The organism is uncultured Polaribacter sp. (assembly GCF_947503855.1).
Lineage (GTDB): Bacteria > Bacteroidota > Bacteroidia > Flavobacteriales > Flavobacteriaceae > Polaribacter.
Genome location: NZ_CANNFF010000001.1, coordinates 262822 through 277463, shown reverse-complemented (window position 1 = coordinate 277463; position 14642 = coordinate 262822). Strand labels below are relative to the sequence as shown.

The window sequence follows — 14642 nt, the reverse complement described above, 5'->3', positions numbered from 1 at the left end:
TCTTTCTATGCTAATAAAAAATGCCCTTCGATACTAAAGGGCATTTTTGAATTGAAGAGTTATGAACTTATTTCTTTAATAATTTTAAAAACTTTTTGCCTCCATTTTTATAGCTTACTTGTAATAAATATAAACCAGCCTCTAGATTTGATATATCTATATTTTTATATTGATTTTTAAACTCGTGTGTTTTTGCACCATAAGCATTGTATAAAATACCAGATTTTACTTCTTTTGAAAGACTAAAAACATCTTTTACTGGGTTAGGATATAAGTTAATCGCTTTTGTGTTTTCTTTTACATCGTCAACTCCTAAGACTTCTGAGACATGAAACGTAATGTCATACAATCTAAATCTTGGTGTTACACCATCTACAGAATTCGCTAATGCTGTAGTCAAAAATTTAATTTCTTGAGAAGTATTTGTAAAAGATACTGGACCAGAAAATTCAAATACAACATCATCAGCATCTCTAGAACTTGTATAACTAAAGCTTTGAGTTTCCTCGCCAATAGTAACATCAAATTTAGAAGTGTCATTTGCTTTTGAACGAACACCAAAAGTAACTTTATCACATACTATAGTTGTGTTATTTATACTTTTTACGTAAAAATTAGCACCTTGTCCTCCGTTAGTATTTGTAGCTTGTAAATAATTATCTTTTACTGATATGCTACCTACATTTTCATAAAAAACATCAGTAGGATTAAAATTTTGTTCTGTATCTGTATCGTTAAGACTTATAGTGGTAACATTAACTATTTCAACTTCTTGTGACTTTACTAAAAATCCATTTTCATCAACCATATAAAATACAACTTTAGTAGCTGTTTCAGGAACATTAGCCGTTATTACATTACCTGATATAGTTGCTGCCGTATTTGATTCATGCCATTCTTCTTTTTCTCCATCTTCTACATACAGTAAATATGCTTTAGAAATACCAACTTGATTAGACTCAGTAGAAATATTTGCTGTTACTATTTGATTATCTTGATTATATACTGTAGAAGTTACAGAAGGAACAAATACTCTATTTGGTAATCCTGCAGCTTCATCAGGATTCCACATTGGAAATTTAGCATTATTATCTTTTAGATAAGCATCCAATGCAGCAATCATACTTTCTTTTATATCTGTTGGCATTGTTTCTATAACATTATTTGCTTCCTCTATATCAACAAGAGCATCTCCATTATATAGTCTATACGCTTCATAAGAACCGTCTATGTATTTTTTATATAATTTATAATCACCTCTTCTAATTGTTGATTTAGATTTTTCATCATCTGCATTGGCGTAATGGAAAAACATATCTGTTCTTTCAGAACCATCAGCTTTATTTACTGTTGTAGATTGCCCACTCAATAAAGGATTTAAATTAACTCCATCTAAATCATTTAAAATAGAATTAGGCACAGTTGTTCCTGTTACTGATAAAATTGTAGGATAAAAATCCATCCCATTAACTAAATTACTGTATTCTTTATTTGGAGTAACAGTAGGTCCTGTAATAATTAGAGGAACTCGAACTCCACCTTCTTTAGAACTTGTTTTTCCTTTGTCTAAAGGAAAATTATCAGTTACAACTTCTTCTTGTTTAGATACATCTCCTGAAGCATCTTCAAAATCAACATTATTTTGTTCAGAAGCTCCGTTATCTGATGAAAAAATAATATAAGTTGTTTCAAATAATTTTTTTCCAGGATTTCTTGGATCATCTGTTGCTTCTAAATAATCAATTATTTTACCCAAACTCCAATCTACAGTTTCTACCATTGCTCCATAAAATGGATTATGATCTCCTGCTGCCGTTAAAGGTGTTTTAATAGTAGGTATTCCATTTTCAAGATCTTCAGCAGACAATTCTCCACGACCAACTAATCTTGCAGATATTTTTTGTAACAATGCTAAATCTCTAGTTTGAATTGGTGTGTGAACCAACCATGTTGCCATATATAAGAAAAATGGATCTCCATTTGCACCTTCAGCAACACTGTTTTTTAAAAATTTTTCAGCGGCATCTGTAACACCATCAAAAGGAACTCCATCGTCATCTAATGCATAATCACTGTTATTGACTCCAAATTCTGAAAGTGTATACCGATCTTTCATACCTCTGTGCACACCTCTATCTGTAAACTGAGTTTTAAAACCTTGATCTTTAGCTTCCGGAAATCCATTAGCACCAGCAATATGCCATTTACCTACATGACCTGTGTTGTAACCTGCATCTTTTAAAGCTTCTGCAATAGTGTATTCCTCATCTTGCATTCTTAAAGGAGTAAAAGGTCCAATCAGTTTTTTATCAATTTTATTTCTTGATAAACCAGGTACTTCTCCTCCAGAAACTTGAGTTAATTTTGTTTTAAGAGCATTTCTACCACTTAACATAGCTGCTCTAGATGGAGCACAGGTAGGCATTGGAGAATATGCTTGTGAGAACTTGGCCCCAAGTTTAGCTAATTTGTCCATATTTGGTGTTTCCCAAGGAGCAGGTTCACCTAAATTATTCAAATTTGTATCCTGCCAACCTAAATCATCTACATAAAAAATGATAATGTTTGGTCTCGTATCTTGTCCTTTAATAGATATTACTGAAATACATAAAAAGAGGTAGAAAAAAATATGTTTCATTATATGTGTTGTTATAATTTATACAAAAATAAGTAACTCTACGTTTTTTTTTATGCTGTAAACAATCAACCAATTACTCTTTTCTTGTAATTATACATTATTCAACTTATTTTATGGAGAATAAAACATAGGAGTTAATAAATAAGAACCTTTTGAGTTTTAATATCTGAAAAGATAATGCTAGTAAAACGTAAACTTTAAGATCAAAAAAGAAAGCACCCTAAAGTTGAACTCTAAGGTGCTTTTCAATGTTAACTAATCTTAATTATTTCACAGCAATTGCTTTTGTTGCAAATATTTTTGTAGTTTTTTGGTAACCAGCATCTGGATAGCCGACAAGATAATTGTTTTCATCGACTAAATTAAAAACATAATGTGTAGTGCCTTTAGGTAATGTTACGCATACCTCATCTTTTGTAAGTTTCATTGTAATTGGAAACCAAATTTCACCAGGAATACCACCATTCTTGGTATAAATCAACTCAGCTTTTACAACTTTAGCTCCGTTGTTTTTATATTTTAGCCAAACTTTTTTCCCATCTACACCATGATCAACAACAGTAGGAACCTGTGTTTTGTTAGGCAGGTCAGCTCTACTCGTAGGATTTAAAAATGGATATCTTGCATTTAACTTTTCTAATCTTTTTTCTAAAAGGCGATCCATTTCTTTTGCTTTTTTAGGCATTTTAGATGCAAGGTTTTTAGATTCCTCTATATCTACTCGTTTTGAATCTTTGTCATAAAGTTGATACAATGCTAAAGATGTTTTTTCTTTAGTATCCGTATAATTACGTACCAATTTATAACCATCAATTCGTAAAGTAGACTGCATAGAACTGTTTGGATAATGCCACATCATAGTGTTTCTTGGCTTTCCAGTTTCAGGGTCTATAACTAATTTTTTATCAGTTGGGTCTTTATCTAATAATACTGATAAGTCTGAGCCGTCTAAAATTTGTTTTTTTTGTTTTTTTGCTCCCGTCCAACTAAGTATTGTTGGGTAAAAATCAATACCATTTACCACCACATCAGATTGTATGTTTGAAGAAATGTTTGGTCCTGTTATAATAAGAGGTACTCTTACCCCACCTTCTTTTGCATTTATCTTTCCTTTATCTAACGGGTAATTATCTGTAATGATTTCTTTTGTATGTCTTTCCATACCACCATTATCAGAAGTAAAAATAATATATGTATTTTCAATTAACATATGTCCTGGCCATCTAGGGTCTTCTGTTTGTTCAAGATATTTTATCAATAAACCTGTATAATGATCTATTGTTTCTATCATGGCAGCATAATAAGCATTTCTTTGACCTTCTTCGTCCCAAACATCACTTTTTCTAGGATATGCAATTCCTAATTTTTCATAATATTTACGCAATAAAGCTTCACTTCTTGTATGGATAGGTGTGTGTACTAATCTAGAAGCATAGAATAGAAAAAATGGATCTTTTTTATTACTATCCATAAAATCAATACCATCTTGAGTAATATCATCAAACGGAAACCCTTCTTCATCTAAGTAAAATGGGTCAGATTTATCTGAAGTAGAAAATCCTTTTGTACGATCCTTCATTCTTTTATGAGATCCAAAGCCATGTTTAGAAAAGTCAAAACCTTGTGCTTTAGGACGAGGATCATCTGTTACAGCAATACCTACATGCCATTTACCACTATGTCCTGTTTTGTAGCCATTTAATTTAAGAGATTCAGCGATCGTAATTTCAGAAATGTCTAAAGCGCCTCTCATCCATGGACTTATCAATGTAGAACCATGATTAAAAGGCAATGGTGGATGCCCACCTCTAACGTTTGTTCTTTCTATACGAACTGGGTGTTTACCAGATAATATAGCTCCTCTAGAAGGAGAACAAGTTGGTGCTGGAGAATATGCTTGCCAAAAAAGAACACCATCTTTAGCCAATTTATCAATGTTTGGAGTTTCGTAAGGAGAAGGTTGATCTATGTCGTAACATTTTACATCTTGCCAGCCTAAATCATCTGTAACGATTAATAATACATTTGGTTTTTTTGGTCTGTCATTACCTTTTTCTGCGGGTGATTGATAACTATATGCAACATTCGCATTCAGATAAAATAGAAATGAAAAAAGAATTATTTTGTACATTGTGTTTAGATAATTTTAGTAAATATATTTTAAGCTTTAAAAAGGAATAAGAACTTATTTTTAGTAAAACAGATTAGTGTTTTTTGTTCTTTTTCTTATTGTTTCTCTTTTTCTTATTTTTTTTACTAGACTTTCCTTTCTTTTTTGATTCAACATAGCTTCCTATCAAATATGGTTTTTTGTCTTCGGCAGTTGATGTTCTATCAAATAAAACAGCATATTTTTGATAAGAATTATATTCTATTGCTTCCTTCTTTAATTTATCTAGATGAGCATCATATAATGAGCGCATTTTTTTAAGTTGCTTTTTAGCGGAAGGATCAGTAATCTTGTTTGTCATTTCTAAACGATCTTTTCCAATATGATAAAGCTCTTCTGTAGGATTCATAATATCATCTTCATATTGCCAGAAAATATATTTCCAATCTTTAGAAACCACAGACATAGCTTGTATTTCATCATTCCCCCACATATTTGTAAGCGCAATTGTTTCTCGTTTAAATTTCTTTGGCTTCTTTATCAATAAACGTAAATCTTCTCCATCCATATTTGCAGGAGGTTTTATGCCAGCATAGTTTAAAATAGTTGGAGCCATATCAATATTTGCAGTTATTGCATCACGTTGTATTCCTCTTTCTTTAATTGGTGTTCTAGGATCGTAAATAATTAATGGAGATTTGGAAGCTTCTTCATAAGGTAATACTTTACCACCAAAATTATGAGCACCACAACTATAACCATTATCACTTGTAAATATGATGATGGTATTGTCTGCAACTCCTTGTTCTTCTAGAGTTTTTCTAATCATTCCTAAAGCATAATCTACTCCATGGATTAATTGATTGTAATTTTTAATTGTTTCTTGGTAGCTTTCTTCAGAATCTCGCCAAAAATCATAACTTTTATATTGTCTTCCTGTTTTTGCTTGTGGAGCAAGATGTTTTGCATTTTCTGCACCATAATTCTCTGGTTTTTTATACTTTTTTCCTTTGTAGACATAATCAAAATATTTGTCTGGAGAAAAAGGCATATGGGGTGCTTTAAAACTAATAGACATGGAGAAGGGTTTACCTGTTTGTTTAGCTTCTTTAATAAAATCTTCTGCCCAAGCTGCATATGCCCTTGTACTATGAGGGTATTTTTCAGCATATTTAGACATATACTTGTTTTTTGCTGTTTGGTAACTTGTTTGTCCTAAACCTCCTGCCCAATTGTCAAAATCATCTATTGGAAGTGTTTCCCATTTATTATGACTTGTACTATTTCCGTCAGAAACAGCCATTCCAAATTTACCTGCAAAACCTGTATAATATCCTTGCTCTCTTAAAAGAACAGGATAAGATTTAGCAAATTTCTCTTTTCTTAATGGGCCATGCTCAAAATTACATCCTGCTTTGTATTCATACATTCCAGTTAAAAGAATGGCTCTACTTGCCATACAAATAGCAGTAGTATTATAGTGATTTTTGAACAAAACACCTTCTTCAGCAAGTGTATCCATATTAGGTGTTACTACTTGGTCATTACCATAACAACCAGTTGCAATACTTGTTTGATCATCAGATAAAAGGAAGATAATATTTGGTCTTTCTTGTGCAAAACTACTCGCAGTAAGAATACAGATAATTAAGGTTAGAATTATTCTTTTCATGAATTTATTATGTTATTTACGGTATTTAAAATATTTTGTAATGATGCTATTATTGTTTAATAAATTTAAACGATTGATATTCGCCATTTTTTGTTGATGTTTTTAAAAAATAAACTCCATCATTTAATATGGAAACATCATAAGAAATATGATTGCTTTTAAATTCTAAAACTATTTGTCCTTTAAGGTTATAAATAATTGCAGACGAAATTTCTTTTGATAATTTAAAATTTTGCTTTACAATATTTGGAAATAAAACAAGCTTATTAGTCTCCAAATCAAAAGAATTAGTACTTAGTGTTTCTCCTACTAAATATGCGCCTTCAGGTCTCACATAAGGTTCATAATTTGGAATTGGATTAGAAAGAAATCTATCGTTAATTTCTTTCATTATAATCATTTCATCAGGCATCATAAAGCCTTTACCACTCTTATTATCATTAATGGTTGTTGCAAATGTAACTCCAGCCTTTGCATCTTTAATCTTCTTTGCAAATCTATATGCATCTTCTGTGCCAAATACTAAGTTTGCTGAAGAAACATGCCATTTTTCTCTCATTGGAAACCAAGCATGTTTTAATACTTTATTCCCTTCAAATGTAGACCATGGATTTTCAACCATTGCAGGTATCGTGAATTCTTCATATGCCCAAGAGTTTGGAGGAGCTCCTTGTCCCAAAGGTGTAACATGGCCTCTTGTAAAATCTTGATACGTATTTACTGCTTCAAATTTTATTATTTTGTAGTCTCTCTCATCTTGGTCATCTAAACCATCAGAATCTACTAAAATATATTCACCATCTTTTTCGAAATATGCAGCACCAACTCCTGTAACTGAAACAGCACATCCAGGATGTGTATCTTTAATCATTTGAACAAAGTCTTCAAGATGTCCATCTTTGTATAGTTCAGATGTGGTATCTAACCAATAAGCATCAGCATAATCTTTCATTCTTAGTATAAATCCTTGCACTAAATCTTTATATGCTAAGTATTCATCTCCCGAAAACTTGTTAGTGTAATAGTTTACCCATAATGCATGTGTTTCATCATCTAATCTATCAAAATAATTGGTAGAGATATATAAAATATTTTTTTTTCCAGCATTTCGAAACATTTGTAGTACATCAAAAATGACAGCTTCATTCTCTAAGCTTGGAACAAAACTTTCGTCTATTTCTGTAGCGATATCAACATTTTCATTACCTCTTAATGTAAAATAATATGATTTTGCAAAATTGGAAAGATTTGTAATAATATGTCCAGTAGTAGGGAGTGAGTCTATTATTTGTTGTGCACCTGCTCTATAATTATAACCTCCTTTAACTTCAGAATCTAATCTTTCTCCTCCATAAATGGGAAACGTAACTCCCCAAGATCCAGATAACCATTCAGCTATATGAGGTTCTTGTGTCTTTTTAGCTATTTCACTTTTATGCTCTGAAAATTGAGCATTTGAAACTTGAATAAAAGATTGTACTACTATTAAAATTGTTAAATATTTATTCATTTTATAGATTGTTATTGGATTGGTTCATAAACCTAAAAGAGGAATTTCCAATTTATAAGACAATGTAAAAATAATTCTTGTATCTCAAATTTACTTTCTCTAACCTACCAAAATATTGCTGTAAACTGTCATAAACTATCTTGCATAAGTCTAAAATAAAATGCTTAACTTATTTTAATTGATTTTTTGTACACTTTTTATTACTATCAAAGTTAAATCGTAAGTCATTTTTTTTTAATTTGATAAAGGCACATCATTGTAAATTTTTAATTTAAATGTTCCATCATCTTGCTGTTCCACCATCCAAATACCTGTATTTGTAATTTGAGGGAAACCATTTAAAGGATCTTTGATAAGCAATCTTAAAATCCCTTTTCCATTGCTACCATGTCTTGATAAAAGTATTGTTTTAAAAGATTCACTTCGATTATCAATTAATTCTAAAACCTTATCAAAGATTACCTTAGATGCTGCATTTTCTTTTAGGCTTTCAGAATGATCTCTAGGAAAACGTGCTTTTTTAAATTCATTCAAACCATCTTTACGTAAAGTAAAATAAGGTACTTCTTCTGGAAGTAGAGTTATTGCATCTCCTGCTCCAAGATTTTTTTCATTTGAGATATGTTTTGGTAAATCAGGAGAAACAATAAGATGTGTAGCATAGATTTCTGCAAGTTCAGGCCAAATTTCTGCCTTCTTTTCTGAATCTTTTAAATAGGGTAATATTGTGTTTTTACATCGCCACGCAGGACTTACTGCTACATAATCAAATCGGAATCTATTTAATTTTCTAGAGACTCTTGATTGTTGCATAATTCCTTTTGGAGTAAAGGCAGAGTGATTTCCTACATAAGATGGCCATTCATTTTCAGGATAAATGCCCCATTCCTTTTTAACATTGTGTCCACCTTCTGCATGTTTGATGTAATAAATTTTTAGCTTTTGCTTATTACTTTCAATTAATTCGGTATTTACAGAAGTGTCGTAAGTATGATTTTTAGAAATCATACTTATCAATAGGAATGTTCCAATTCCAATTAATAATGAAAACAATAGTTTTTTCATAAAATTAATTTAGTTCTGAGACAAGGGTTTTACACCTTTCTCTGTATTCGTTTAAAACATCTAAATAGTCTTTATTTCCTACTAAGTTGTTTTGTTCTTTTGGGTCTTTTATAATATCAAATAACTCTTCGTAAATAGGTGTTTCGTTTGTTTGTTTAGATTGATTTGGGACATATTTATTTCGATCGTTTTTTTTACTAAAGGAACGAATGTATTTATACTGCTTGCTTCTAACACCTTCTTGTCTTGGATAACCTTGATCTGTAAATAAGTTTTCTAAAAATATTTCTTCTCTCCATTTTGCATTGTTCTTTTCAATTAAAGGAAGCATACTTGCTCCTTGATATGTGCTAGGAACTGCAACTCCACACATTTCTAAAATAGTGGCAGGAATATCTTGACCAACAACCAATTCATCTACAACTTTACCTTTTGTTTTATCCCTAAAAAAAGGAGAATAAACAATCATAGGAACATGCACAGATTCATCATATAAAATAGTTTTGCCACCTAAGCCATGTTCTCCTAAAAACAAGCCATTATCTGAAGTAAACACAATAATTGTGTTTTTGTCTTCGCCAATTTCTTTTAAAAATGCACGTAAATTCCCAACCATTACATCAATTGCATATACAGCACGAATCATTTTTAGTTTTTTATTTAATAATTTACCTCTTTTAGAAGTAATATAATATTTCATTAAATCTTTGGTTGCATATACATCTTCAGGCAAACTGATTTTTTGAGGATAGCCTTGTGGCAATTCAATTTTATGTTTAACATCATCATATCCAGTTTTGTAGTATTCTGGATCTGATTCTCTAGAACCCATACCACCAATACTTGATGCGTGAGGAAGATTTAAGTTAATCCAAGCAGAAAAAGGTTTGTTTGGGTCTCTTTTTTTAAGTTGATTTTTTATAGATACATCTGCATTTTCATAAAAATATTTATAATCATCACCTTGTGCTAAATAAGCTTTAGTAGCCTCTAACAATCCTTCTACTTGTGTTTTGTTTTTTAGATTTGCAAACTGTTGGTGTTTTTTTGCCGGATAAAAACCTAAATGACCATTTCCATAATATGCAAAATCAGTATTGTTATTTAATGGCGTATTTTTTTTATCTCCAATTTTGGTATGGTGTTTCCCAATAAAAGCTGTTGAATATCCAGCTTGTTTTAATTGTGCTAACCAGCTATTTTGATAAGTTTTTTCAGAAATTACATTCTTAGAAATAGAGGTGAAACCAATTTTATTTTTGCGTTCCCACTGACCAGTAAATATGTTGGCTCTACTAGGGCCACAAATAGGGCTTGTCATATAAGCGTTGTTAAAAAACACACCTTCTTTAGCTAATAAATCTATGTTTGGTGTTTCGGTTACAGAGTCTCCTGTCATACTCAAAGAATTGAATCTTTGGTCATCAGAAAAAATAAAAATAATATTAGGCTTCTTTTCTTGCCCTTGTGTAGTTTGTGATGCAGAAGTGCAAGAAAACAAAGAAGAAATTATAAATAGATGAAATAAAAATGTTTTCATAATTTTTTTAATATGAACTATAATATGAATGACCAGGTAATCTTTTTGTTTTGCTACCATATCCAAAAAGGTTTTGTTCTTCTTTAGGTTTTGGTAATTCTTTAATACTTACATCTGTTTTTTTCAAAGATTTAGGAGTAATTATTACAGATTCATTTTTCTTTAAATTTAGATGGTAAGAACCATTAGAATTTTGTTTTACAGTAATACATTTTCCATTGATATAAAATTTCGGGTTTTTAAAATCAACTTGAACGTTACATTCGTTTCCTTTTAAACTTTTTATGGAAACAAATTCAGTTGTTCCATTAGTTTTTTTTGCACTTACCAAAAAGGCTCCTTGTGTTCTTAAGTTATGAAAAGAAACATCTTTCCAGTTTTTTGGACTTGCAGGAAATACATTTATTTTTTCTCCCCAACTTTGAAGCATCATATCATGTAAACTTGTTGCAAAAGACAAAGGACTTTCAATTACAGGGTTTATTTTTCCTTCTGAATACATAGTTGTTGATGAAATGTTTTTATGTTTGATTAAAAAATCAAGGTAATAATATGCTTTCTCTGCGTCTCCTAAATTGGCATACATAGAAGAAGCTCCAGTTGCAGTATATCCTGTAACTGGCATTGCTTTAATTTTTTTACCGCTATTAAAAGTAACATCTAACCAATGGTCTAAAGAAGTACGTAACAATTTTTTATCAGCTTCTTTTTCTGGAGTAATCACCATTAAAGGGTAAAAAGCTAATAAATGCGAATAATGTCTATGTGGATTCGCAAAAGGCCTATCTTTTCCAACCATTAGACCATTTTTATCAATTTGAAAATCAACTAAATTGTCTAATAAATGTTTCCATTCTTTTGCTAAAGGATCCTTTAGTTGATGTTTTTTATCAATATCTAAAAGTGTTTGACAGCTCCAGCGAATTAAAGCCAACGTAAAATTAATATCTTGGCCACGGCCTGGTTTATATTCTGGAGACCAACTGTATTTTATATGAATTTTGCCATCTTCAGCATTAACAGGATTATCTTTAATATAATTTAAATAACTGTTAACTGTCTTTTTTAAGATAGGAAACAGTTTATCTCGCATACGAATATCATCACCAGCAAATTGGCAATGCAACCAATAATCGTTTAATATCCAAGCTAACATGTCTGGCACTTTTGCACCATTAAAAGCAATAAAATCTTGTGGCATTAAAGCAGCAACTGCAGCACTATTTTTCCAATGTTTTGGTACGTTTCCTTCTAGGTTTTTAGTGTATTTATCAATGTTATTGGGTAAAGATTCTCCAATAGACATTCTATTTGCAGTTAAATGTGTCCAATAAATTAATTGCACATTTAAATCTCCCCAAACCATTGGCCAAAACGTTCTGTTATACCAAGGTCCCATTAAATCTAAAATAGGGCCATTCCCTCTAGAAGCAGATCCTAATTTATACATTTGTATCCAGTAGAACGATTCTTTTTCTGCATCATTGATGGTTAAAAAACTCAAAGGATAATACTCATGCCACCATTTTTTATGTGAGGAAATAAAACTATTTTCTTTGATCAATTTTTCTCCTGTTTCTAAATTTTTGGTAACGATTTCTAATGAATTGTGCTCAGGGTAACTATGATGAACACTCGTAATTAATTGTTGTTTTCCAGAAGAATTTCCAGTTATTTTCCAACCTGTTGTAGTTTCTCCTCTGTGATCAAACAAAGGTTGGTAGCAAAAATTGTAACCATTTTTCTCACTTAAAGTTGGTTTTGGAGCCATCTCTAAAGTTACCGCTCTCATTTTATCCCAAGTGCCACCTTTTGGACCTCCACCACTTTTTAAAACTTCATAAACTGGTGGTATTGGAGCTTCTGCATGCCAAGTAATTTTTACGTTTTCGTCTTTTGTATCTGTTTCAAAAAAGATGACATCTTTTGTACTATGTGTATAACCTTTAATTTTATAAGATCCTTTAGATGTAGTTACAGTACCTGTTAATTGTGCGTTCCACAGACTTAAACGCATTTCAATTCCTGTTATTTTTCCTTTCGATTTTATCTTAAAATGACCAAGAGGTAATCTACTTCTTTTAATCCAAAGCATTTCTTCACCCTTAGTTTTTGCTTCTCTATGATCATAATAATCGTGTCTTCCTATATGAAGAGATATCACATTATTTTCTTCTTCTTTTGATTGATAAAATAAAAAACCAATATTTCCATTACCTGTATAAGGTGCAGTTTGCCATTTGTTAGGAACAATATCCCAAAGCATATCGTGTTTCGATAAAAAGGACTCATAATCAACTTTAAAATCAACTTCCTTTTCTTGAGAAAAAAAAGGTTTTGAAATGAGTATAAAAACAAAAAGAAAGAATACTTTTAAATGATGCATTGGTACTTGTTTTTTTATGTTTAAAATCTATAGTTTTATTAATTGTTCTTTTTTGACTTCCTCTTCTTGTTCTTTTTTTTAGATTTTTTATTTTTGGCTTTCTTAATTCTAGTTTTCCATAAAATGATTTTATCAACATCATTTTTAGAAAATTCTCCTTTTGTACTTCTTCCTGTTGTTATATCAAGTTCTAATTGTTCTAAAAGTTTTGCTGCGATTTCAGGACATTCTTCATATAAATTTGTAGTTTCAGCTGGATCTTTTTCAATATTATATAATTGAGCAATAGGCATATCTACAGCTTCTTTTTCTCTTGGTGAAGACCAACCTCCAGAACCTTTGGCTAATAATAATTTCCATTTACCTAATCTGTAACCAAAATGCCCAGAAATAGAATGATGTATAACTCCAGCTCTTGTGCTTTTTATTTTTTTGCCTTTTAATGCTGCTAAAAAACTTACGCTATCTTCTCCACTTTCACTAGGCATATTTGTATTTGTAATTTCTGAAAAAGTAGCAAACATATCTGTTAAACAAATGATCTCTTTACTTGTTGAGTTTGGTTTTATCTTATTTGGCCATTTTGCAATAAATGGAACACGATGTCCACCATCCCATAAATCTGATTTAGAACCACGATATCCTGCACTTACAATATGACCTTTTTCAGCAAGTCCTTCAATGTCAGCAGCTTTAGAAGTACCATTATCACTTGTGAAAATCACCAATGTATTTTCTAACAATCCATTATCTTTAAGTGCTTTAGTTATAGCACCAACTGTTGCATCTGTTTGCATTACAAAATCTGCATAATCTCCAAGACCACTTTTACCTTGCCATTCTTTTGATGGTAAAATTGGTGTATGTGGTGAACCTAAAGGAACATATAAGAAAAATGGTTTTCCATCTTTATTTTTGGCTTGTTGGTTAATATATTCTACAGATTTAGTTGTTAAACGAGGCAACATATTAATTTCATCATCATAAGTTATAACTTTCTCATTTTCAATTACAGCTTTCATATCTTTTGCGTGATGAAAACCATGATAATAATCAAATCCTCTATGAATAGGTCCATCTGGAATGGTAGATCCAATAGGAGGTAAATGTTTTTTTGATTTTTTTGAAATTGCTATTTTTGAAATTGGATCTAAATATTGAAAATTCAAATGCCATTTTCCAATCAGAGCTGTATTGTAACCTTGATTTTTAAGGAAATTTCCAATTGTAGGACGATTTTCAGTAATTAAATTCGGTGCAAAACCTTGTACCACTCCACTTTGCAATTTTGAACGCCAACTATAACGTCCTGTCATAATTCCATAACGTGTTGGAGTACAAACAGAAGATCCAGAGTGTGCATCTGTAAAAACCATTCCTTCTTGAGATAGTTGATCTATATGAGGTGTTTTAATTTTGCTGGTTTCTGGAGCTAAACTTTGTACATCTCCATAGCCTAAATCGTCACAAATAATGAAAACAATATTTGGTTTTTCTGATTTTTTTTGGGCATTTGAAAACCAACTAAAAAAACATAGTGTTATTAAAAATAATTTTAATGTATTTTTTTTTGATTTATTCATAAATAATTTTTTATCTGCTTGTGTGAACATCTGTTTAATCAATAGATATATGTATAATCACAAATTTAAATCTAAACTTAAAACTAGATTATCTCTATTCTTTTTTTTACTTGCTCTTATCAATTATATTATTGAATA

Annotated in this window: 8 protein-coding genes; all 8 read right to left on the bottom strand. The window is 30.8% G+C overall.

The genetic code is table 11. The features are described 5' to 3' along the window. Positions 1-67: 67 nt before the first annotated feature. Positions 68-2638, bottom strand: a complete 2571-nt coding sequence (locus Q0662_RS01050) for a sulfatase-like hydrolase/transferase (protein ID WP_298946185.1) — start codon at positions 2636-2638, stop codon at positions 68-70. Positions 2639-2903: 265 nt separating this feature from the next. Continuing rightward, positions 2904-4769 carry a sulfatase gene (locus tag Q0662_RS01045; RefSeq protein ID WP_298946182.1) on the bottom strand — a complete coding sequence of 622 codons (1866 nt, stop codon included), beginning with the start codon at positions 4767-4769 and terminating at the stop codon, positions 2904-2906. A 73-nt stretch (positions 4770-4842) separates the two neighbouring features. Continuing rightward, a complete protein-coding gene (locus Q0662_RS01040; protein ID WP_298946180.1) occupies positions 4843-6420 on the bottom strand; it encodes a sulfatase in 1578 nt (525 codons plus the stop codon). 49 nt (positions 6421-6469) lie between these two features. Next, positions 6470-7930 carry a T9SS type A sorting domain-containing protein gene (locus Q0662_RS01035; protein ID WP_298946179.1) on the bottom strand — a complete coding sequence of 487 codons (1461 nt, stop codon included), beginning with the start codon at positions 7928-7930 and terminating at the stop codon, positions 6470-6472. Between the two features lie 234 nt (positions 7931-8164). After that, the gene (locus tag Q0662_RS01030; RefSeq protein ID WP_298946177.1) at positions 8165-8995 is read right to left on the bottom strand and encodes a histidine phosphatase family protein; all 831 of its coding nucleotides are present in this window, start codon (positions 8993-8995) and stop codon (positions 8165-8167) included. 4 nt (positions 8996-8999) lie between these two features. Next, a complete protein-coding gene (locus tag Q0662_RS01025; RefSeq protein WP_298946175.1) occupies positions 9000-10535 on the bottom strand; it encodes a sulfatase-like hydrolase/transferase in 1536 nt (511 codons plus the stop codon). 7 nt (positions 10536-10542) lie between these two features. Beyond that, positions 10543-12921: a glycoside hydrolase family 95-like protein gene (locus Q0662_RS01020; protein WP_298946171.1), complete on the bottom strand. Its 2379-nt coding sequence runs from the start codon at positions 12919-12921 to the stop codon at positions 10543-10545. A 38-nt stretch (positions 12922-12959) separates the two neighbouring features. Beyond that, the gene (locus Q0662_RS01015) at positions 12960-14504 is read right to left on the bottom strand and encodes an arylsulfatase (RefSeq protein ID WP_298946169.1); all 1545 of its coding nucleotides are present in this window, start codon (positions 14502-14504) and stop codon (positions 12960-12962) included. Positions 14505-14642 lie beyond the last annotated feature (138 nt).

Coding starts and splice junctions, on each gene's coding strand:
- Q0662_RS01050 (WP_298946185.1), bottom strand. CDS start 2,638: ATGAAACATATTTTTTTCTACCTCTTTTTATGTATTTCAGTAATATCT.
- Q0662_RS01045 (WP_298946182.1), bottom strand. CDS start 4,769: ATGTACAAAATAATTCTTTTTTCATTTCTATTTTATCTGAATGCGAAT.
- Q0662_RS01040 (WP_298946180.1), bottom strand. CDS start 6,420: ATGAAAAGAATAATTCTAACCTTAATTATCTGTATTCTTACTGCGAGT.
- Q0662_RS01035 (WP_298946179.1), bottom strand. CDS start 7,930: ATGAATAAATATTTAACAATTTTAATAGTAGTACAATCTTTTATTCAA.
- Q0662_RS01030 (WP_298946177.1), bottom strand. CDS start 8,995: ATGAAAAAACTATTGTTTTCATTATTAATTGGAATTGGAACATTCCTA.
- Q0662_RS01025 (WP_298946175.1), bottom strand. CDS start 10,535: ATGAAAACATTTTTATTTCATCTATTTATAATTTCTTCTTTGTTTTCT.
- Q0662_RS01020 (WP_298946171.1), bottom strand. CDS start 12,921: ATGCATCATTTAAAAGTATTCTTTCTTTTTGTTTTTATACTCATTTCA.
- Q0662_RS01015 (WP_298946169.1), bottom strand. CDS start 14,504: ATGAATAAATCAAAAAAAAATACATTAAAATTATTTTTAATAACACTA.